The 20,042-nt window shown below is 69.0% G+C and carries 20 protein-coding genes; 3 read left to right on the forward strand and 17 right to left on the reverse strand.

The annotated features are described in order from the left end of the window. Positions 1–33: 33 nt before the first annotated feature. From rplW to rfbB, 8 genes are all read right to left on the reverse strand, one after another. Positions 34–354 (reverse strand): 50S ribosomal protein L23, encoded by a 321-nt coding sequence (gene rplW / locus ABH928_RS21385; RefSeq protein WP_196193115.1) that lies wholly within the window; start codon positions 352–354, stop codon positions 34–36. Then, positions 354–1,031, reverse strand: coding sequence for a 50S ribosomal protein L4 (rplD, locus tag ABH928_RS21390; RefSeq protein ID WP_370068830.1), 678 nt, complete (start codon positions 1,029–1,031; stop codon positions 354–356). The genes rplW and rplD overlap by 1 nt, the downstream gene beginning before the upstream one ends. A 4-nt stretch (positions 1,032–1,035) precedes the next feature. Continuing rightward, positions 1,036–1,680, reverse strand: a complete 645-nt coding sequence (gene rplC / locus ABH928_RS21395; RefSeq protein ID WP_370068832.1) for a 50S ribosomal protein L3 — start codon at positions 1,678–1,680, stop codon at positions 1,036–1,038. Between the two features lie 16 nt (positions 1,681–1,696). Continuing rightward, complete coding sequence (rpsJ, locus tag ABH928_RS21400) at positions 1,697–2,005, reverse strand: 30S ribosomal protein S10 (RefSeq protein WP_020549238.1); 309 nt, start codon at positions 2,003–2,005, stop codon at positions 1,697–1,699. A gap of 439 nt (positions 2,006–2,444) precedes the next feature. Then, the gene (locus tag ABH928_RS21405) at positions 2,445–3,236 is read right to left on the reverse strand and encodes a glycosyltransferase family 2 protein (RefSeq protein WP_370068835.1); all 792 of its coding nucleotides are present in this window, start codon (positions 3,234–3,236) and stop codon (positions 2,445–2,447) included. Beyond that, positions 3,236–3,634, reverse strand: a complete 399-nt coding sequence (locus ABH928_RS21410; protein WP_196193118.1) for a DUF2304 family protein — start codon at positions 3,632–3,634, stop codon at positions 3,236–3,238. Before ABH928_RS21410 ends, ABH928_RS21405 begins: the two co-directional genes overlap by 1 nt. 34 nt (positions 3,635–3,668) lie before the next feature. Then, entirely contained in the window at positions 3,669–5,009 is a 1,341-nt protein-coding gene (locus ABH928_RS21415) for a lipopolysaccharide biosynthesis protein (protein ID WP_370068837.1), read from the reverse strand. Then, complete coding sequence (gene rfbB, locus ABH928_RS21420) at positions 5,006–5,992, reverse strand: dTDP-glucose 4,6-dehydratase (protein WP_370068839.1); 987 nt, start codon at positions 5,990–5,992, stop codon at positions 5,006–5,008. Before rfbB ends, ABH928_RS21415 begins: the two co-directional genes overlap by 4 nt. 133 nt (positions 5,993–6,125) lie before the next feature. Here rfbB and rfbA point away from each other — a divergent pair, with 133 nt between their 5' ends. Beyond that, positions 6,126–7,001, forward strand: coding sequence for a glucose-1-phosphate thymidylyltransferase RfbA (gene rfbA / locus ABH928_RS21425; RefSeq protein WP_370068841.1), 876 nt, complete (start codon positions 6,126–6,128; stop codon positions 6,999–7,001). Continuing rightward, positions 6,998–7,597: a dTDP-4-dehydrorhamnose 3,5-epimerase gene (gene rfbC / locus ABH928_RS21430; RefSeq protein ID WP_370068843.1), complete on the forward strand. Its 600-nt coding sequence runs from the start codon at positions 6,998–7,000 to the stop codon at positions 7,595–7,597. The genes rfbA and rfbC overlap by 4 nt, the downstream gene beginning before the upstream one ends. Here rfbC and ABH928_RS21435 read toward each other — a convergent pair. From ABH928_RS21435 to ABH928_RS21445, 3 genes are all read right to left on the reverse strand, one after another. Then, a complete protein-coding gene (locus ABH928_RS21435; protein WP_370068845.1) occupies positions 7,572–8,903 on the reverse strand; it encodes an acyltransferase family protein in 1,332 nt (443 codons plus the stop codon). The genes rfbC and ABH928_RS21435 overlap by 26 nt on opposite strands. Next, a complete protein-coding gene (locus ABH928_RS21440; RefSeq protein ID WP_370068847.1) occupies positions 8,896–9,840 on the reverse strand; it encodes an NAD-dependent epimerase/dehydratase family protein in 945 nt (314 codons plus the stop codon). The genes ABH928_RS21435 and ABH928_RS21440 overlap by 8 nt, the downstream gene beginning before the upstream one ends. An 82-nt stretch (positions 9,841–9,922) precedes the next feature. Further along, positions 9,923–10,822, reverse strand: coding sequence for a glycosyltransferase family 2 protein (locus tag ABH928_RS21445; RefSeq protein ID WP_370068849.1), 900 nt, complete (start codon positions 10,820–10,822; stop codon positions 9,923–9,925). 311 nt (positions 10,823–11,133) lie between these two features. Here ABH928_RS21445 and ABH928_RS21450 point away from each other — a divergent pair, with 311 nt between their 5' ends. Further along, positions 11,134–12,627, forward strand: coding sequence for a glycosyltransferase family 39 protein (locus tag ABH928_RS21450; protein ID WP_370068851.1), 1,494 nt, complete (start codon positions 11,134–11,136; stop codon positions 12,625–12,627). A 160-nt stretch (positions 12,628–12,787) separates the two neighbouring features. Here the strand turns inward: ABH928_RS21450 and tuf are convergent, their stop codons facing one another. The 6 genes from tuf to ABH928_RS21480 form a co-directional block, all read right to left on the reverse strand. Then, positions 12,788–13,981, reverse strand: a complete 1,194-nt coding sequence (gene tuf / locus ABH928_RS21455; RefSeq protein WP_370068853.1) for an elongation factor Tu — start codon at positions 13,979–13,981, stop codon at positions 12,788–12,790. 162 nt (positions 13,982–14,143) lie between these two features. Then, complete coding sequence (gene fusA, locus ABH928_RS21460) at positions 14,144–16,249, reverse strand: elongation factor G (RefSeq protein ID WP_370068855.1); 2,106 nt, start codon at positions 16,247–16,249, stop codon at positions 14,144–14,146. Positions 16,250–16,291: 42 nt separating this feature from the next. Next, positions 16,292–16,762, reverse strand: coding sequence for a 30S ribosomal protein S7 (gene rpsG, locus ABH928_RS21465; protein WP_037605734.1), 471 nt, complete (start codon positions 16,760–16,762; stop codon positions 16,292–16,294). Between the two features lie 2 nt (positions 16,763–16,764). Continuing rightward, entirely contained in the window at positions 16,765–17,136 is a 372-nt protein-coding gene (gene rpsL, locus ABH928_RS21470; protein WP_014144289.1) for a 30S ribosomal protein S12, read from the reverse strand. 387 nt (positions 17,137–17,523) lie between these two features. Beyond that, a complete protein-coding gene (locus ABH928_RS21475) occupies positions 17,524–18,162 on the reverse strand; it encodes a DUF1707 and DUF4190 domain-containing protein (RefSeq protein WP_370069017.1) in 639 nt (212 codons plus the stop codon). Between the two features lie 181 nt (positions 18,163–18,343). Then, positions 18,344–19,786, reverse strand: a complete 1,443-nt coding sequence (locus ABH928_RS21480; RefSeq protein WP_370068858.1) for a DUF2637 domain-containing protein — start codon at positions 19,784–19,786, stop codon at positions 18,344–18,346. Between the last annotated feature and the right edge of the window lie 256 nt (positions 19,787–20,042).

The following is a 20,042-nucleotide window of genomic DNA, read 5'->3' on the forward strand; positions in this document are numbered from 1 at the left end:
TGTCCTTAACCGTTACGGGATTCCCTCGCGCCGTCAGGCGGCGGGGGCGTTCCCGAAGATGTCGATGCGGTTGCCCTCTGCCAGCGTCACGATGGCGCGCTTGGTGTCCTTGCGCTTGCCGAAGCCGGTGCGGGAGCGCTTGCGCTTGCCCTGGCGGTTCAGCGTGTTGACGTTGGCGACCTTGACCGAGAAGACGGCCTCGACGGCCTGCTTGATCTGGGTCTTGTTGGCGTCCGGCGACACCACGAAGGTGTACTTGTTCTCGTCGAGGAGCGCGTAGCTCTTCTCCGAGATGACCGGCTTGATCAGGACGTCACGGGGGTCCGTGTACGTCTTGCTCGTGATCTCGCTCATCAGGCGGCGCTCCCATCGAGCTCGCCCTCAGCGGCGACAGCCTTGGCGGACGCGACCGGACCGGCCACAAAACGCTCGAAGGCAGCCTGAGTGAAGACCACGTCGTCGGAGACGAGCACGTCGTAGGTGTTCAGCTGACCGGCGTCCAGGATGTGGACGGTCGGCAGGTTGCGGGCGCTGAGCAGCGACAGCTCGTCGTCACGCTCGACGACCAGCAGCACGTTCTTGCGCTCGCTGATCTTGCCGAGCAGCGTGCGGGCAGCCTTGGTGGACGGCGCCTCGGTCGCGGCCACGCCGGTGACGACGTGGATGCGAGCGTTGCGGGCCCGGTCGGTGAGGGCGCCACGCAGAGCGGCGGCCTTCATCTTCTTGGGGGTCCGCTGCGAGTAGTCGCGCGGCTGGGGGCCGTGCACGACGCCACCGCCGGCGAACTGCGGCGCACGGGTCGAACCCTGACGGGCGCGGCCGGTGCCCTTCTGGCGGTACGGCTTCTTGCCGCCACCACGGACCTCGCCACGACGCTTGGTCTTGTGCGTGCCCTGACGAGCAGCGGCGAGCTGAGCCACGACGACCTGGTGCAGCAGCGGAACGCTGACCTTGGCGTCGAAGATCTCAGCCGGCAGCTCGACGGTGCCGACGGTCTCACCCGCGGGGGAGAGAACGTTGATGGTGCTCATTGCTTCAGGCCCCCTTTGCCGCGGTGCGGACCAGGATCAGGCCGCCGTTCGGACCGGGGACAGCGCCCTTGATGAGCAGCAGGCCCTTCTCCGCGTCAACGGCGTGGATGGTCAGGTTCTGCGTGGTGACACGCTCGTGGCCCATACGACCGGCCATGCGCATGCCCTTGAACACGCGACCCGGGGTGGCGCAGCCACCGATCGAGCCGGGCGAACGGTGCTTGCGCTGGACGCCGTGGCCCGCGCCGAGGCCACGGAAGTTGTGGCGCTTCATGACACCGGCGAAGCCCTTGCCCTTGCTGGTGCCGGTCACGTCGACCTTGACACCGGCCTCGAACACCTGAGCGGTGATCTCCTGGCCGAGGGTGTACTCCGAGGCGTCCGCGGTGCGGAGCTCGACCAGGTGGCGGCGCGGGGTCACGCCGGCCTTGGCGAAGTGACCCGCGAGGGGCTTGTTCACCTTGCGCGGGTCGATGTCGCCGAAACCGATCTGCACGGCGTCATAGCCGGTGCCGTCGGCGGTGTGAACCTGGGTAACGACGTTCGGGCCGGCCTTGACGACGGTCACCGGGACGATGCGGTTGTTCTCGTCCCAGACCTGCGTCATGCCGAGCTTCTCGCCCAGGATGCCCTTGATCTGCTTAGCCATCTTCAGCTCACGCCCCTCAGAGCTTGATCTCGATGTCGACACCGGCCGGCAGGTCGAGTCGCATCAGAGAGTCAACGGTCTTGGGCGTCGGGTCGAGGATGTCGATCAGGCGCTTGTGCGTGCGCATCTCGAAGTGCTCGCGCGAGTCCTTGTACTTGTGCGGCGAGCGGATGACGCAGTACACGTTCTTCTCAGTGGGCAGCGGCACCGGGCCCGCGACCTGCGCACCAGTACGCGTCACCGTCTCGACGATCTTCTTCGCCGAGGAGTCGATGACCTCGTGGTCGTAGGCCTTGAGCCGGATGCGGATCTTCTGTCCCGCCATGGCTGCTTCGTAGTCCTTCTGTCTCTGTCACCTCTGCGCCGAACGCCTCCGGGTGGAGTCATTCGGGGTGTTTCGCCGACCCACGCGGTCGGGCGTGTCGCACTTGCCTTCGCAATGAAGCCGGGGCGGAAACACCGGATCGGCACCTCTGTCCACGCTTCCCGAAAGATTCCCGTACTTTCGCGCCGCAGCTGCCGCGTCTCGTCCAGACGTGCTGGATCACAGACAAACGGGCATCACGGGCACGACGAGTACTGTGGGACTCGCTTTCGGTCCCCCCGATCCCGAAGGATCCGATGAGGGGGCGCGCGGCATCGGCGCTCAACCGAGCAACTCGGCTAGTGTGCCATACCGGACAAGGGGCACGCCAATCGAGGTCAACACGCACGTGGGGCCTCCCGGAGGAGGCCCCACGTGACGTTCGGTCAGTTCCCGCTGCTCACTCGGCGGTGGCGCTCGCCAGCCGGGCGGTCGGCTGCTCGTGGTCGGGAATCTTCGGCATCCGGCGGATCATGGCCAGCAGCAGCACGAAGCCGGCCCGGCCGAGGTAGATCGTCGCCTTTATGGGCGAGGCGCTCGGCGTGCCGGTGGTGCGCTCGCGCATGGCGACCGGGATCTGCCGCACGACGAAGCCGCAGCGGACCGCGCCGACCAGGGACTCGATCGTGTCGCCCAGGTACTCGACCGGGTACCAGTGGGCGAAGAGGGCGATCATGCTCCGGTTGCAGGCCTTGAAACCGGACGTGGTGTCGGTGAGCCGGGTGCGCGCGATCCGGGACAGCACCGTGGAGAGCAGCTTCATCGCCCAGGCACGCGGGCCGCGCACCGAGTAGGCGCCCTCTCCCGCGAAGCGGGCCCCGATGACCAGGTCCGCCGACTCCAGCGCCTGGACCAGGGCGGGGACGTAGCCGGGGTCGTGCTGGCCGTCCGAGTCGCACTGGATCGCGACGTCGTAGTCGTGCTCGTAGGCGTAGCGGTAGCCGAGGCGCATCGCGCCGCCGACACCCAGGTTGTACGGGAGCCGCGCCACGGCGGTGGCGCCGGAGGCCGCGGCCACGCGGGCCGTGGTGTCGGCGGAGCCGTCGTCCACCACCAGGGTGTCCACTCCGGGGAGCTTCTCCTGGATCTCCTTGAGTATGAAGGGCAGGCCCTCCGCCTCGTTCCAGGCCGGCAGGATCAGCAGGACCCGCTTGCCGTCCAGTGCTGCGGTGTCGATCACACTGTCGCCCATCAGGCCCGCACCTCCCGCGGCTGCCCCTGCTCCTGCCGGTCGCGGAGCTCGGCGAGCTCCGCGGCGTGCTGGTCCAGCTGCGTGCGGACCAGGGCGATGTCCTCCGAAAGAGTGCGCGTCTCCGCCTCGAGGCGGCTCGCCTCCCAGCTCAGGTGCAGGCAGACCAACAGCACCAGGAGGAAACCGCAGAAGAGCACCAGGCTGGCCCCGTTGGCCACACCGAGGCGGTGGGCGACGCCGTTCAGCAGCGAGGGGAAGAAGCCGATCGGCGTGACCACGATGCCGATCGTGATCCAGATCGCTGCGTACTTCTCCCGCAGCTGCTGGCGGCGCAGCAGCTCCAGGATGCACCCGATCACCAGCACGCTGCTGATCGAGGTGAGTACGGAGAGTTGCACGGCGGGGAGCCTTTCAGATGGGGCGTAGGGAATCCTAGCGAGTGGCGACGGGTTCCGCGTCACGGGCGTCGGCGGCCTCACGGCCACCGGACACGCGCGACAGCAGTACCAGAAGGACCCCCGCGGTGACCACCGAGCCGGTGAAGTACGCGAACTCCACCCGCGTCGAAGCACCCCCCGGTAGGAATGTCGCACCGACGAGCGCCACGGTTCCCACCACCCAACCGAGCAGCTGGAGCCGGTGCCGCCCGACGGCCATCAGTGCCTGTCCGAGCACCAGTGCCAACATGTAGGCCATGGTCCCGGCGGCGAACCAGAAGAAGTCCAGCATGTGCAGGACGTCGGGAGCGTTCAGGAAGGTGTGAATCAGCCAAGAACCGAGCAGAACCGACGGCAGACCGCCCAGCACGCCCAGCCCGGTGATCACGCCACAGGTCCGCAGCAGCATCTTCCGGAACCCGGCCCGGTCCCCCGACGTCGCCGCCGTGGACAGCCCGGTCATCAGCGTCGGCTGCAGCGAGCCGAAGACGAAGAGCGGAATCCGGCACAGCACACCCGCGCTGAGCACCGCGAAGGTCAGGTTGGCGTCGTTCTGCGCCAGCAGCGCCAGGGCCACCACCGGAGCGTTGACCACGACCTGCGCCAGGATCGAGGCGCCCATCATCGTGGTGAGGTTCTGCGACAGCTCCGGCCAGGGCATCTGCGGTCCCGGCAGCGAACCGCGCCGGGCGGGACGCAACGTCAACAGCATGGCCAGCAGCGGCGCGACCGCCATCACCAGGCCGTAGTAGATCGCCTCGTGCACGCCGGCCAGCACCAGCGCGAGGGCGATCACGATGCGCAGCCCGCCGTCGAGGGCCAGCGAGATCCCGTAGGAGTCGAAGAGGCCGAGCCCGGCCAGCACGCCGCGGGTCATGAAGACCAGGCCCATGCCGACCAGCGTCGCGGCGAACGCCCAGACCAGACCGGTGTCGCCGCCGAAGAACCGGTGCGCGACCGGCCCTGCGGTGGCCGCCAGGACCGCGCAGAGCAGCGCCAGCAGGCCGCCGGTGAACAGCGCCGCCCGACGGAACACCGGCCGCACGCCCTCGCCGCGGACCTGACGCGCGGCGACGACCCGGGTGAGCTCCTGCTCGACCGGGAAAAACAGCCCGAGGCTCAGCGTCATCGCCAGCGACCAGAGCTCCGAGACGGCCGCGCGCGGAACCGGGCCGAGCGCGTGGCCGTTGATGGCGATCTGCGCGTAGGAGGCCAGGCCGAGGATCAGCGTCCCGCCGATCACCAGGTGGGTGCCGGGCGGGATGACGCTGAGGATCCGGGCGAACGGGCCGCTCCGCGCGGCCGGGGCCGAGCTCGCGGCGGCGGCCTCGCTCACTGCTCCAGCGCTGCCTTCGCCTTGAGCGGCTCCCACCAGGCGCGGTTCTCGCGGTACCAGGCGATGGTGTCGGCCAGGCCCTGCTCGAAGCTCACCTGCGGGGTGTAGCCGAGCTCCTCGGAGATCTTGGTGATGTCCAGGGAGTAGCGCAGGTCGTGGCCCTTGCGGTCGGCGACGCGCTCGACCATGTCCCAACCGGCTCCGGCGGCCCCCAGCAGCAGGCCGGTCAGCTCCTTGTTGGTGATCTCGGTGCCGCCGCCGATGTTGTAGACCTCACCGGCACGGCCCTTGGCCAGCGCCAGGGCGATGCCGCGGCAGTGGTCCGAGACGTGCAGCCAGTCGCGGATGTTGCCGCCCGCGCCGTACAGCGGCACCTTCCTGCCGTCGATGAGGTTGGTGGTGAACAGCGGGATGACCTTCTCCGGGAACTGGTAGTGCCCGTAGTTGTTGGAGCAGCGGGTCACCACCACGTCCATGCCGTGGGTGCGATGGTAGGCCAGCGCAAGCAGGTCGGAGCCCGCCTTGGAGGCGGAGTACGGGGAGTTCGGCGCCAGCGGCCACTCCTCCGTCCAGGAGCCCTCGTCGATCGAGCCGTAGACCTCGTCGGTGGAGACGTGCAGGAAGCGGCCGACGCCGTGCTTGCGCGCGGCGTCCAGCAGCACCTGGGTGCCCAGCACATTGGTGGTCACGAACGGTCCCGCGCCCGCGATGGAGCGGTCGACGTGGGACTCGGCGGCGAAGTGCACCACGGCGTCGTGACCGGCCATGACCTGGTCGACGGCCTCGGCGTCGCAGATGTCGCCGCGGACGAAGCTGTAGTCCGCGTGGTCGGCCACCGGGTCCAGGTTCGCCAGGACGCCGGAGTAGGTGAGCTTGTCGAACACCGTGACCTGGGCGCCCTGCAGCGGACCGGGTGCCGAGAGGAGCTGGCGGACGAACTCGGAGCCGATGAACCCGGCACCGCCGGTGACAAGAATGCGCATAGTCCGGTCAGCATAGCCGGACCGCCTGAGCCCGAGGCCAGCTGCCGCCGAGCCTTCTCCCCTTCGTCACAGTCCGCGAACATCCGCAACCCGGCGGGAGGGCCCCTCCGGGAGGAGGCCATAGAGTGGCGGCATGCGCGGCATTCTTCTCGCCGGTGGAACGGGCTCCCGTCTCTGGCCTCTGACCAGGGCGGTCTCCAAGCAGCTGCTCCCCGTCTTCGACAAACCGATGATCTACTACCCGCTGTCCACGCTGATGATGGCAGGCATCTCCGAGGTGCTCGTCATCACCACCCCGGAGGACCAGGACCAGTTCAAGCGCCTGCTCGGCGACGGCTCCCAGTGGGGCATGCAGCTGAGCTACGTCGTCCAGGAACGCCCCGAGGGCATCGCCCAGGCGTTCGTGCTGGGCGCGGACTTCATCGGCGACGAGCCGGTGGCGCTGATCCTGGGCGACAACATCTTCCACGGCAGTGGCCTGGGCACCCGGCTGCGGGAGAACAAGGGCCTGGTCGGCGGCCGGGTCTTCGCCTACCCGGTGGCGGACCCGAGCGCACTCGGCGTGGTCGAGTTCGACAGCGAGGGCAAGGTCATCTCCATCGAGGAGAAGCCGGAGAAGCCCAAGTCCCGCTACGCGGTGCCGGGCCTCTACTTCTACGACTCCGAGGTCGTCGAGATCGCCCGGAACCTCAAGCCCAGCGCCCGCGGCGAGCTGGAGATCACCGCCGTCAACGACGCCTACCTGCGCCGTGACCGACTGACCGTCACCGTGCTGGACCGCGGTACCGCGTGGCTCGACACCGGCACCCACGACTCGATGGTCCAGGCCTCCGAGTACGTCCGGGTCATCGAGCAGCGGCAGGGCTTCAAGATCGGCTGCGTCGAGGAGATCGCCTGGCGCATGGGCTACATCGACGAGGCGCAGCTGCGCGCCCTCGCCGAGCCGCTGGTCAAGAGCGGCTACGGCACCTACCTGCTGAACCTGCTGGACGAAGGGCTCACCGCATGAAGATCCGCCCGCTGAGCATCGAGGGCGCCTGGGAGGTCACCCCCGTACAGCACGGTGACCCGCGCGGCATGTTCATGGAGTGGTACCGCTTCGACCACCTGGCCGAGGCTGTGGGCCACCCGCTGCGGCTGGCGCAGGGCAACATGTCGGTCTCCGCGGCCGGCGTGGTCCGCGGCATCCACTTCGCCGACGTCCCGCCCGGCCAGGCCAAGTACGTGACCTGCGTGCGCGGCGCGGTGCTCGACATCATCGTCGACCTGCGGGTGGGCTCCCCCACCTTCGGCCAGTGGGAGGGCGTCCGCCTGGACGACGCCGACCGTCGTGCGGTGTACATCTCCGAGGGCCTCGGCCACGGCTTCTGCGCGCTGAGCGACGACGCGACGCTGTCGTACCTCTGCTCGGAGACGTACAACCCGACCGGCGAGCACGGCATCCACCCGCTCGACCCGACGCTGGCCATCGAGTGGCCCGCCGACGCGCCGCAGCTGTCCGCCAAGGACACGGCGGCCCCGACCCTCGCTGAGGCCGAGGCCGCCGGTCTGCTGCCCGACTACGAAGCCTGTCGCGCGTTCACTGCTTCACTGCGGCAGCGCTGACCTCGGTCGCCGAGGCCTGATCCGACGCCGAACCGGAGGCCGCCGTCGCTGCGGGAGCCGTTGCTCCCCTGGCGAGGACGGCCTCTTCGCGTGCCCGTTGGCGTGCGTTCAGCCAGCGCAGCAGCGGAGCCGGGGTCCAGTTCCGCAGACTCATGGCGCGGTCCTCCACCAGGTGCCAGGAGAGCCAGGCGAGCGCCCAGGTGATGGCCATCGCGGCCAGCACGTAGGCGTAGTGGCCGTACCGGGTGAAGTGCATCATCAGCAGCGTCTGCAGTACGGGGAACCCGTAGATGTAGATGCCGTAGGAGTAGTCGTTCTTGCGGCCGACCCAGTGCAGCTGCTTGGGCATCCGCACGCCGCCCCAGATCACCAGGTAGGCGAAGGCGGGGTAGCCGATCACGAAGAAGCCGCCCAGCAGCAGCGATCCGACCAGCGCGACCAGCGAGCCCAGGGCCAGCAGGTCGTTGACCGGCACCCGCTCCTTGTAGAGCTGGAACGTCGCGCCGAGCAGGAAGACGAAGCCCAGGTAGATCACGTAGTGGCTGCTGAGCCAGCCGAGCACCGGCATGTTCCAGGCGGTGCTGCCCTCGCTGGGAGCGCCGCGCCAGCCCTTGGCGTCGATCAGGTTCATCAGGATCATGATCCAGAGCCCGACGGTCACCAGCGCCACCGTCTTCCGGGCCCGCGTCAGCACACCGCCCGCGGCCAGGATGCCCACGATGACGTAGCAGAAGATCTCGTACTTCAGCGACCAGAGGGCGCCGTCGAAGGCCCCGTTGAAGTTGGTGTGGCGGTGGATCCCGGTGGTCATGATCCCGGAGATGTCGTAGCCGCTGCCGATCGAGGTGTTCCACATGCCCTCGATGTACTGGAACGGCCCGTACTTGGCGGTCCAGAAGCCCGTCAGCGAGCCGTGCTGCCAGTGGTAGAGGAACGGCGCCAGTACGAAGGCGGTGAGCACGATGCAGACCCAGAGGGCCGGCAGGATGCGCAGCGCCCGGTGCCAGGCGTAGCGGCCGATGCCCAGCCGCTTGCCGCTGCCGGTGATCATGAAGCCGGAGATGGCGAAGAAGCCGACCACGGCCATCTTGCCGAGGTCCACCTGGTTGCCGAAGAGCTGGGAGCCCACGTCCAGGCGGCCGTAGCCGACCGGGTTGCTGTGCGAGACCACGACGGACAGGGCCAACGCCAGACGGATCAGGCCGAAGCCGTTCGCGCGGCCGGACAACAGCTCACCGAGCGTGCCACGGGTGCGCCACCACGCACGGGTCCTGCCCGCCGGAGCGGCAGCTATGGTCTCAGCCATTGCGGCTTCCCTCCGCCTTCCACAGCGCCGCGACGGACTCCGCCAGCGACCGGCGCGCCTCCCAGCCGAGCACGCGACGCACCAGTGTGACATCAAGGCACTGCCAGTCCGTCTCGGGTCCGGCGCCCGCCGGGCCCGGGTCCTCGGTGACGTCCACCGGCACGCCGGATGCGGCGATGAGCAGCTCGACCATCTGCCGGGCGGAGACACCCTCGCCACGGCCCACGTTGAGCACCGGCTCCGCCGCCCAGTCGACGCCGGTGGCGTCCAGCGCGACGACCACCGCGTCGACGACGTCGTCCAGGTCCACGAAGTCCCGCTGCGCGGTCAGCGGCGCGAGGGTGAGCGCGGCGGTCTCGCCCGCGGCCTCGGCGGCGGCCAGCTTGGCGGCCATCACGCCCAGCAGGCTGTGTCCCGGCTGTCCGGCGCCGACGACGTTGCCCACCCGCAGCGCCACGGCCTGGGCACCGCCCTTCGCGGCGGCCTGGACCAGCTCGGTGGCCTGCACCTTCAACCGGCCGTAGGCCATCACCGGCTGCGGCTCGTCGCCCTCGGCCTGGAGCGTGCCGATCGGCGCCAGCCCGTACTCGTGGACCGAACCGAGCTGGACGAAGCGGACCTGCTCCGGCAGCAGCGCGATCGCGTCGAGCACGCGCTTGACCATGGTGACGTTGGCGTCGACCATCTGCTCGTCCGTCAGGCCCCACATGCCGCCCGCGGCGTTGACCACCGCGGACACCTGCTCCTCGCACAGCAGCTCGGCCAGGTCGGCGGCGGTCCCGGCGACCAGGTCGAAGGCCCGGAACCGTCCCGGGACCGGGACCTCGGGCTCGCGGCGGGCGACGACCAGCACCTGCCTGCCGCCCTGGACCAGCTCCTCGGCCAGGGCACGGCCGATGAAGCCGGTGCCGCCGAGGACCGCCACGCTGTTCGACATACCTGCTTCTCCAAAGGTGGTTCGTGATGCGGCGGAGCCGCGGATCATGCCCGGTCAGGCGGTGGGCCGGTCAGGCCGTGCGTCAGGGCCGACGGCCGGAGGCTGCGGCGTGCCGCAGCAGGGCACGCGCACCGTCACGCTGCCCGGTCCGCAGCGCGCCCGGCAGCAGCGTGAGCGCGTGGATGCGCGAGGAGAGGTGCGTCCGGGCCGCCTTCGCCGCGCGCGGCCAGCCGTGGGCGTCGAGCCGGTCGGCGACGTCGGCGAAGTACTGCGCGGACTCCTCGAAGCGGTACCCGCTGAAGGCCTTGGCGGAGGAGACGCTCACCGCGTGCCGCCGGTACTGGAAGCAGAGGGTCTCGTCGACCAGCAGCTGCTCGCCGTCCTGGATCAGGTCGACGATCAGCGCCAGGTCCTGGATGATCTCCAGACCCTCACGGAACCCCCACTTGCGCACCGCGTCCGTGCGCCAGCACAGCGCCGGGAAGTAGAGCCAGTTGCCGCGCAGCAGGTTGGCCGCGAGCGCCTCGCCGCCGAGCAGCCGTCGGCCCTGGATCCTGGGGGCGTAGATACGGCGCTTGGCCTCGTCGACCAGCGTGTTGCTGGGCTTCCCGTCGGAGTCGATCACCTCGACGCCGGGCTGCACGATCGCCGTCCCCGGGTGCGCGGCCAGGGCGGCGCGGACCGTTGCGACGTAGTTGGGCAGCATGACGTCGTCGGTGCCCATCATCACGAAGTGCTCGGCCTCGACCAGGCCCAGGCACTTCTGGTAGTTCCCGACGACCCCGAGGTTCTTCTCGTTGCGCTGGTAGCTCACCCGAGCGTCGCCGAGCTCGGCGAACCACTCCGGCACCCCTGGTTCCTTGCCGTCGTCGACCACGACCAGCCGCCAGTCCCGGTCCGTCTGGGCGATGACACTGCGCACGGCGGTCTGCATCAGAGCGACGTCGCCGTAGTACGGCAGCATGATGTCGAGAGTGGTCACGATAAAGGCACCAAATCGGTTGGGGTCCGGACGGGCGGCCTGCCGGGCGCGCGCGAGCTCCTGCGTGGGCGGAGGGCACCCTCGGGGCGAAGCATACCGACCGCGGCCAACCCGGTAGCTTTCCGTGCTTTCGCGCGCTCGTCGACACTCCCGGCGGCCGTGAGTTCTCAACTGATCCTCGCAGCATCCCGAACTTGATCCCACAGGCTTCCCGACCTTGGCCGGTTAGGCTTTGTGGCTGACCCCGGACCGAGCACCAGGACCTCACAGGAGAGCTGCGGAGAGCCGGGCAGGACTTGTGAAGGACCCCCGTGCCCCAATCCGTGCGCTCCCTCATGGGCCGCAGACTGCTCGGTCCCGTGTGGCTGCTCCCCGTGCTGGTCACCCTGCTGACCACGCTCTACCGTCTCGGCAACCCGGTGATGTGGCAGGACGAGCTGGCCACGATCAGCGTCGTCACCCGTCCTGCTGGAAAGATCCTGCAGACGGTGCAGCACGTGGACGCCGTCCACGGTCTGTACTACCTGGGTGTCCACTTCTGGGTGACTCTTGTCGGCGACTCCCCCGCCGCCCTCCGGCTGCCCTCCGCCCTGGCGATGACCGCCGGCGCGGCCTGCACCGCCCTGGCGGCCCGGCGCCTCTTCGACTACCGCACCGGTCTGCTGACCGGGCTGGTCTACGCCCTGGTCCCGGCGATCGGACGCTACGGCCAGGAGGCGCGGGACTACGGCATGGTCGTCCTCGCGTCCGCGCTGGCACTGCTCCTGCTGCTGCGCGCACTCGAACGTCCCACCGCGCTCCGCTGGCTCTGCTACGCGGGTGCGCTCGCCCTCTCCGGCTACTCGAACCTGGTCTCGCTGGCCTACCTGGCCGGTCACGCCGCGCTGGTCGCGCTCGCGCTGCGCCGGGAGGGCGGCCGTGCCCGCTGGATCGGCTTCCTGGGCGCGGGAGCACTCGCCGGGGTGGTGCTGATCCCCGTCGTCACGCTGGGCGAGAACCAGGCGACGCGTCAGATCTCCTGGATCCCCAAGCCGACGGTGCGCGACCTGGCCACGCTCTGGCCGCAGATCCTCTGCTCCACCGGGCTCGTGGTGGCCCTGGTCGCGATCGTCGTCCTGCTCGGCTGGCGGGTCCGCCGCCGGGCGGAGCTCGCGATGGCGGCGGTGATGACGCTGGTGCCGTTCTGCGCGGTGTGGGCGCTATCGTACGGCTCGGTGTCGTACGTGATGCCCAAGTACCTCTTCTTCCTGATCCCCGCGGTGGCCCTGCTGGCCGGCGCGTCCCTGGCGACCCTGCGGCTGCGCTACGCGCTGCCCGTCGCGCTGGCGCTCGCCGTCGTCGTCGTCCCGGACCAGCGCGCGCTGCACGGGACGCTCTCGCACAACCGCTACCAGTACCCGCAGGCCGCACCGTTCACCGCGCTGGACTACCGCGCGGCGGCGGATGTCGTCGCGGCGGGCTACCGCCCGGGTGACGGCATCGTCTACGGCTACGGCTACGCGCAGTGGTGGGAGATCCAGACCGGCGTGCCGTACTACCTCCCGGCCGGCGACAAGCCCGTCGACGTCTTCGCCGGGACGACCGCGGAGGAGCGCAACGACCTCTGGGGCATCGCGTGCGCGACGCCCGCGCGCTGCCTGGGCGACGAACCCCGCCTGTGGCTCGTCGCCGACGGCGGCCACGTGGTGAACCCCTTCACCGCGGTTCCGAAGGCGGAGGCGAAGGTCCTCCACGCCCACTACCGCGAGGCGCTGCGCAAGCTGGTCTCCGGCCTCTCGGTCTTTCTGCTCACCCGCATGCACTGAGGCCGGCGGGGACGTCGCACGCACCCCCGGGTGTGGCAACCGACCCGTCTCACCACACTCCGCACGGCACTCCGCACCACACAAAGAAGCCCCCCGCCAGCAGTACTGGCGGGGGGCTTCTTGCGTTGCTGAGTGGTGACTCAGATCAACAGATCGTCAATTACTTGATGATCTTGGTGACCTGGCCGGCGCCCACGGTACGACCACCCTCACGGATGGCGAACTTCAGGCCCTCCTCCATGGCGATCGGCTGGATCAGCGCGACCGTCATGGCGGTGTTGTCGCCCGGCATGACCATCTCGGTGCCCTCGGGGAGGGTCACGACGCCGGTCACGTCCGTGGTACGGAAGTAGAACTGCGGGCGGTAGTTGTTGAAGAACGGGGTGTGGCGGCCACCCTCGTCCTTCGACAGGATGTACGCCTGGGCCTCGAAGTCGGTGTGCGGCGTGACCGAACCCGGCTTGATGATGACCTGGCCGCGCTCGACGTCCTCGCGCTTGATGCCACGGAGCAGCAGACCGACGTTCTCACCAGCCTGGCCCTCGTCGAGCAGCTTGCGGAACATCTCGATGCCGGTGACCGTGGTGGTGGTCTTGGTCTCCTTGATGCCGATGATGTCGACAGTCTCGTTGACCTTGAGGACGCCACGCTCGATACGACCGGTGACGACGGTGCCACGACCGGTGATCGTGAAGACGTCCTCGATCGGCATCAGGAACGGCTTGTCGACGTCGCGGTCCGGGGTCGGGATGGCCTCGTCGACCGCGTGCATCAGGCCGAGGAGCTTCTCGCCCCACTCCTTGTCGCCCTCCAGCGCCTTCAGCGCGGAGACGCGGATGACCGGCAGGTCGTCGCCCGGGAACTCGTACTCGGAGAGCAGCTCGCGGACCTCGAGCTCGACGAGCTCCAGGATCTCCTCGTCGTCCACCATGTCGGCCTTGTTCAGGGCGACAACGATGTAGGGGACGCCGACCTGGCGGGCCAGGAGGACGTGCTCCTTGGTCTGCGGCATCGGGCCGTCGGTGGCGGCCACGACCAGGATCGCGCCGTCCATCTGGGCGGCACCGGTGATCATGTTCTTGATGTAGTCCGCGTGACCCGGGCAGTCGACGTGGGCGTAGTGACGCGCCTCGGTCTGGTACTCGACGTGCGCGATGGAGATCGTGATACCGCGCTGACGCTCCTCCGGCGCCTTGTCGATCTGGTCGAACGGCGTGAAGGGGTTGATCTCCGGGTACGCGTCGTGCAGCACCTTGGTGATCGCGGCAGTCAGCGTCGTCTTGCCGTGGTCAATGTGACCGATGGTGCCGATGTTGACGTGCGGCTTGTTCCGCTCGAACTTGGCCTTAGCCACTTGGGGTCCTCCTGAGGACAGTTTCTGTACGCCGTTCGACGTCAGGTGGTCTGGGGTGGGGGGCCGAAGGAGCCCGGGGTCCGCATGTTCCGCGGACCCCAGGACCACCTCCGTACAGCCTATGCGAGGTTTCGCACCGGAAAGTCCCGGTATGCGAGGTACTTACTCGCCCTTGGCCTTTGCCACGATCTCTTCCGCCACGTTCTTGGGAACCTCGGCGTACGAGTCGAACTGCATGGAGTAGCTTGCGCGACCCGAGGTCTTGCTGCGCAGGTCACCGACGTAGCCGAACATCTCGGACAGCGGGACCAGCGCCTTGACGACGCGGGCGCCGTGACGCTCGTCCATGGCCTGGATCTGGCCACGGCGCGAGTTGATGTCGCCGATGACGTCGCCCATGTAGTCCTCGGGCGTGGTCACCTCGACGGCCATCATCGGCTCGAGCAGCACGGGGGACGCCTTGCGGGCACCCTCCTTGAACGCCATCGAACCGGCGATCTTGAACGCGAGCTCGGAGGAGTCGACGTCGTGCGACGCACCGTCCAGCAGCGTCACGCGGACACCCTGGAGCGGGTAGCCGGCGAGGATGCCGAACTCCATGGCCTCCTGCGCACCGGCGTCGACCGAGGGGATGTACTCACGAGGCACGCGACCACCGGTGACGGCGTTCACGAACTCGTAGCCCTCACCGGACTCCAGCGGCTCGATCGCGATCTGGACCTTGGCGAACTGACCGGAGCCACCCGTCTGCTTCTTGTGGGTGTAGTCAATGCGCTCGACGGCCTTGCGGATCGTCTCGCGGTACGCGACCTGCGGCTTGCCGACGTTGGCCTCGACCTTGAACTCACGCTTCATACGGTCGACCAGCACCTCGAGGTGCAGCTCGCCCATACCCGCGATGATGGTCTGGCCGGTCTCCTCGTCCGTGTTGACCTGGAAGGAGGGGTCCTCCTCCGCGAGACGCTGGATGGCGACACCCAGCTTCTCCTGGTCACCCTTGGACTTGGGCTCGATCGCGACACGGATGACCGGGGCCGGGAAGTCCATGGACTCCAGGATCACCTGGTTCTTGTCGTCGCTCAGCGTCTCACCGGTGGTGGTCTGCTTGAGGCCCATGACGGCGACGATGTCGCCGGCGCCCACCGAGTCGATCTCCTCACGCTTGTTCGCGTGCATGCGGTAGATCTTGCCGATGCGCTCCTTGCGGCCCTTCACCGAGTTGAGGACGGCGGTGCCGGCCTCGAGACGCCCGGAGTACACGCGGACGAAGGTGAGCTTGCCCAGGTGCGGGTCGGACATGATCTTGAACGCCAGAGCCGACAGCGGCTCGTCGTCCGACGCGTGGCGGATGACCTCGACCGACTCGTCGCCCGGCTTGTGGCCGACGATGGACTCGACGTCCAGCGGCGACGGCAGGTACTTCACGACCGCGTCGAGCAGGGGCTGGACGCCCTTGTTCTTGAACGCGGTGCCACAGAAGACCGGGGTGAAGTTGCTGGCGAGCGTGCCACGACGGATACCGGCGATGAGCTGCTCCTCGGTGGGCTCCTGGCCCTCGAGGAAGAGCTCCATCAGCTCGTCGTCGCCCTCCGCGGAGGTCTCGAGCAGCTTGGCCCGGTACTCCTCGGCGAGCTCGGTGTGCGAGGCCGGGATGTCGACGACGTCGTACATCTCGCCCTTGGTCGCCTCGGCGGACCAGACCAGAGCCTTCATCGTGACCAGGTCGACGACACCGGTGAAGTCGGACTCCGCACCGATCGGCAGCTGCATGACCAGCGGGGTCGCGCTCAGGCGGTCGACGATGGAGTCGACACAGCGGAAGAACTCCGCGCCGGTGCGGTCCAGCTTGTTCACGAAGCAGATGCGCGGGACGCCGTAACGGTCGGCCTGACGCCACACCGTCTCGGACTGCGGCTCGACACCGGCCACACCGTCGAACACCGTCACGGCGCCGTCGAGCACGCGGAGCGAACGCTCCACCTCGACGGTGAAGTCGACGTGACCCGGGGTGTCGATGATGTTGATGGTGTTGTCGACGCCGTCGACGGCCCAGTGACAGGTCGTCGCGGCCGACGTGATCGTGATGCCGCGCTCCTGCTCCTGCTCCATCCAGTCCATCGTGGCAGCGCCGTCGTGGACCTCACCGATCTTGTAAGACACACCGGTGTAGAACAGGATGCGCTCGGTCGTGGTGGTCTTGCCCGCGTCGATGTGCGCCATGATCCCGATGTTGCGGACCCTGGCGAGGTCAAGGGAGGTTGCAGCCATGGTGGCCAGTCTCTCTCTTTCTTGGTTCTGACGGGGTTCGGACTACCAGCGGTAGTGCGCGAAGGCCTTGTTGGACTCGGCCATCTTGTGGGTGTCCTCGCGACGCTTCACGGAGGCGCCCAGACCGTTGCTGGCGTCCAGGATCTCGTTGAGCAGACGCTCGGTCATGGTCTTCTCGCGACGGGCGCGGGAGTACCCGACCAGCCAGCGCAGGGCCAGCGTGTTGGCGCGGCCCGGCTTGACCTCGACCGGCACCTGGTAGGTGGCGCCACCGACGCGGCGGGACTTGACCTCGAGAGTCGGCTTGACGTTCTCCAGGGCGCGCTTGAGCGCGACCACCGGGTCGTTGCCGGTCTTCTCGCGGACGCCCTCGAGGGCGCCGTACACGATGCGCTCGGCGGTGGAGCGCTTGCCGTGCAGGAGGATCTTGTTGACGAGCTGGGTCACCACAGGGGAGCCGTAAACCGGGTCGATGATGACCGGGCGCTTCGGGGCGGGGCCCTTACGAGGCATCTTTACTTCTCCTTCTTGGCGCCGTAGCGGCTGCGGGCCTGCTTGCGGTTCTTGACACCCTGGGTGTCAAGGGAGCCGCGGATGATCTTGTAGCGCACACCCGGCAGGTCCTTCACACGACCGCCGCGCACGAGCACGATGGAGTGCTCCTGCAGGTTGTGACCCTCACCCGGAATGTAAGCGGTGACCTCGATCCCGCTGGTCAGACGCACACGCGCGACCTTACGCAGAGCCGAGTTCGGCTTCTTGGGGGTGGTCGTGTAGACGCGCGTGCAGACGCCGCGGCGCTGAGGGCTTCCCTTCAGTGCGGGCGTCTTGTTCTTCTCGACCTTGTCCTGCCGGCCCTTTCGGACCAGCTGCTGGATCGTAGGCACCGTTTCTCCGATTCTTTGTGCCAAGGCTGCGTGAAACTAACCTGGTGCGTCTCACCGACTCCCCGACCCACGCGGTCGGGTGTGTCGGACGTCCTGCACATACACCGAGCGATAGACAGCTCGGATGTGTGGAAGCGCGGTATCCCATGCGCGGCGGCCTGACTGCACGCACGCGCGAGAGACCCGGGGACACCCCAGGCACAAGGTCAGAGCGTACCCAGCGGTTGGGCGCGGGTCAAAACCAATGCCTGTGGGCCCTTGGCGGCACTGTCAAGCCGTTGGGCCGAACGGGTGAACCGGGTCGTGTCGGAGACAGGTGGGGCACGGCGGACGCTGCAGGTCGGGGCGGCCGGCGGAGCCGCGCAGTCGAGGCGAGTCGGTCGTGAGTCAGGGGTGGCTGACGCCGAGGACGATCAGCAGGACCCAGAGGGCCGTGCCCATGCTGCCGAGGACAATACCGGCTGTCGCCATGCCCGAGCCTTCCTGGCGCTGGTCGCGCAGCTGGGTTTTGGCCACAATTCCCGTGATCAGGGCCGGAAGACCGGTCAACCCCATGGTGAAGACCTGAGCCAGGCCGAGCAGCAGCGAGGCCACCGCCGCCCCGTTGGTCCGCCTGGGCCGCGGCGGCCAGTAAGGCGGGGCGTAGGCCTGCGGCGGCCCCGGGTACGCGTACGGCAGGGCGGGCGGCGCCGTGAACGCGGACGGCAGCGGGCTGCTCATCGGCGTCGGCATCGGGCCGACCGGCAGATCCTGTACCAGCGCGGCCAGTTGGCCGTACGTCTGGGCGCTCTGCGCCGCGCCGACGCGGTCGCTGTACTCCTCGCTGCTCAACCGGCCCTCGGCGAAGGCGGCCTTCAGCACGTCGACCGTCCGCTCCCGGTCCGCCTGCGCGGCCCGCATCGCGGACTGCGGCAGCCCTGCCACCGCCATCGGCGCGGCAGGCACCATCACGACCGGCGGCGCCGGCGCCGGACGCGCAGGCTGTGCCGGCTGACGGTACTGCCACGGACCCATCGGCTGGTTCATCGACACTGCGCCCCTCCCGCTGGATCGACCACCGGCTCCCTCCCCCTGCCTTCGGCGGGGGGACCCGCAGCTTCATAGTGCAAGACGAACGGCGGCCCCGCACGGTGCCGGGGCCACCCGGCGTGGACTGTCGCGCAGTTGTGACAGTCCCTCACCCACCGTGGCAGGCACCGGATGGCCGTCAGGAGCTGCTCTCGACCCGCTCGGCGTAGCGGCGGCGGAGTTCACCCCAGTGCCGGTCCAGCAGCGCCGGGGCGACCTGGGCTCCGTACTGGTTCACAAGGTACTCGCTCAGCTGCTCCGGACCGGGCTCCTGCCCGTGCGCGTCCAGGTAGTTGACCAAGGCGGAGACGAAGAGGTCGAGGTCCTCCGGCTCGTTCTGCCGGGAGAACCAGGCGTCCGGGCCGGGGTTCGGCATCGGCGGCTGCTGGTTGGGCAGCCAGCCGATCCCGCGGGTGGACTGGTCGGCGATGGGGTTTCCCTCAGGCTCCGCGCCGTCGGACAGCTCGGCCGTGCCGTCCGGGTCACCGAGCGGCCGCCGGTGGCGGCTGCGGACGACGGTGTTCAGCGCGTTGAGCGCGAGCTGGTTGACGGGTGGCGCGGCCTGCGCACGGGCGGCCTGGACGCCCGCCTGCGGGTGCAGCGGCTGCTGGGGCTGCGCGGGCTGCTGGGCGGGCTGCGGCCCCGTCTGCGGCGCGTGCTGCTGCTGCGGGTACGGCTGCTGCTGCGGGCTCGCCTGCGGCGCCTGCGCCTGCTGCTGGGCCTGTGCCGGTTGCTGCGGCTGTGCCGGCTGTGCCGGCTGCTGGGCCTGGGCGAACGGGCCGTGCTGCGCGGGCGGCTTCAGCAACGCGTCGGGGCGGCCGTGCTGCGCGGCCTGGGCGTGCTGCTGGACCGGCTGCGGATGCGGCTGGTTGTGGGCGACCGGGGCCTCCAGCGCAGGGGCGTCCTGGTCTCTGGGCCGGACCACGTCCAGGTCGAGCGGCACGCCGTAGCGGGCCAGCTTGAGCGGCAGCAGCATCTCCAGCGGCGCCCGGTAGCGCCAGGCACGGCCGTACTGGGCGCGCAGATGCGTCCGGTAGACCAGGCGGGTCTGCTCCAGTCGCACGACCTCGTCGTAGGAGCGCAGCTCCCACAGCTTCATCCGGCGCCACAGCCGGAAGGTCGGCACCGGCGAGAGGATCCAGCGGATCAGGCGGACCGACTCCATGTACCGGTCGGCCGTGATGTCGGCGATCCGGCCCACCGCGTGGCGCGCCGCCTCGACGATGACGATGAAGAGGAGCGGGATGATCGCGTGCATCGACATGGCGAGCGGGTCGCCGAACGAGGTGGCCGCGTTGAAGACGATCGTCCCGGTGGTCAGCACCCAGGCCGCCTGCCGCAGCAGCGGGAACGGGATCCGCAGCCAGGTCAGCACCAGGTCCAGGGCGAGCAGCACGGCGATGCCGACGTCGACCCCGATCGGGAAGACCCAGGCGAACAGGCCGAAGCCCTTGTGTGTGGCCAGCACGCGAACGGCCGAGTACGAACCGGCGAAGCCGATCCCGGCGATGATGAACGCGCCGACGCCCACCGCGATGATGAGTCGGCGGTGGGTTCTGGTTATCACGGGGCGGTCGGCCATGACGCATGCTCGCTTCGTGCTCGAAGATGATCACTACGGACGGGCGGGCCAAAGCTTGCCATATGCACGCGCAGGACTTGCACTGAGCCCGGACACGATCCAAGAACAGCTCGTCGGACGTGAGTTGACACACCCCTGGCGCCCGACTGGGGATGCTTTCTCCCCATCCGGCAGCGTCCCGCACGGTCCCGCACCTTCCCGCACGGCTGGGAACGGCCGGGAACGGGCTGTCTGAGCGGGCCGTGCACACTTGGAG

The sequence above is a fragment of the Streptacidiphilus sp. MAP5-3 genome, from assembly GCF_041262505.1.
GTDB lineage: Bacteria > Actinomycetota > Actinomycetes > Streptomycetales > Streptomycetaceae > Streptacidiphilus.

What these genes read in the sequence shown, in the direction of transcription:
- rplW (WP_196193115.1), bottom strand. Translation starts at nt 354, where the DNA reads ATGAGCGAGATCACGAGCAAGACGTACACGGACCCCCGTGACGTCCTG.
- rplD (WP_370068830.1), bottom strand. Translation starts at nt 1,031, where the DNA reads ATGAGCACCATCAACGTTCTCTCCCCCGCGGGTGAGACCGTCGGCACC.
- rplC (WP_370068832.1), bottom strand. Translation starts at nt 1,680, where the DNA reads ATGGCTAAGCAGATCAAGGGCATCCTGGGCGAGAAGCTCGGCATGACG.
- rpsJ (WP_020549238.1), bottom strand. Translation starts at nt 2,005, where the DNA reads ATGGCGGGACAGAAGATCCGCATCCGGCTCAAGGCCTACGACCACGAG.
- ABH928_RS21405 (WP_370068835.1), bottom strand. Translation starts at nt 3,236, where the DNA reads ATGGGCGACAGTGTGATCGACACCGCAGCACTGGACGGCAAGCGGGTC.
- rfbB (WP_370068839.1), bottom strand. Translation starts at nt 5,992, where the DNA reads ATGCGCATTCTTGTCACCGGCGGTGCCGGGTTCATCGGCTCCGAGTTC.
- rfbA (WP_370068841.1), top strand. Translation starts at nt 6,126, where the DNA reads ATGCGCGGCATTCTTCTCGCCGGTGGAACGGGCTCCCGTCTCTGGCCT.
- rfbC (WP_370068843.1), top strand. Translation starts at nt 6,998, where the DNA reads ATGAAGATCCGCCCGCTGAGCATCGAGGGCGCCTGGGAGGTCACCCCC.
- ABH928_RS21435 (WP_370068845.1), bottom strand. Translation starts at nt 8,903, where the DNA reads ATGGCTGAGACCATAGCTGCCGCTCCGGCGGGCAGGACCCGTGCGTGG.
- ABH928_RS21440 (WP_370068847.1), bottom strand. Translation starts at nt 9,840, where the DNA reads ATGTCGAACAGCGTGGCGGTCCTCGGCGGCACCGGCTTCATCGGCCGT.
- fusA (WP_370068855.1), bottom strand. Translation starts at nt 16,249, where the DNA reads ATGGCTGCAACCTCCCTTGACCTCGCCAGGGTCCGCAACATCGGGATC.
- rpsG (WP_037605734.1), bottom strand. Translation starts at nt 16,762, where the DNA reads ATGCCTCGTAAGGGCCCCGCCCCGAAGCGCCCGGTCATCATCGACCCG.
- ABH928_RS21475 (WP_370069017.1), bottom strand. Translation starts at nt 18,162, where the DNA reads ATGAACCAGCCGATGGGTCCGTGGCAGTACCGTCAGCCGGCACAGCCT.
- ABH928_RS21480 (WP_370068858.1), bottom strand. Translation starts at nt 19,786, where the DNA reads ATGGCCGACCGCCCCGTGATAACCAGAACCCACCGCCGACTCATCATC.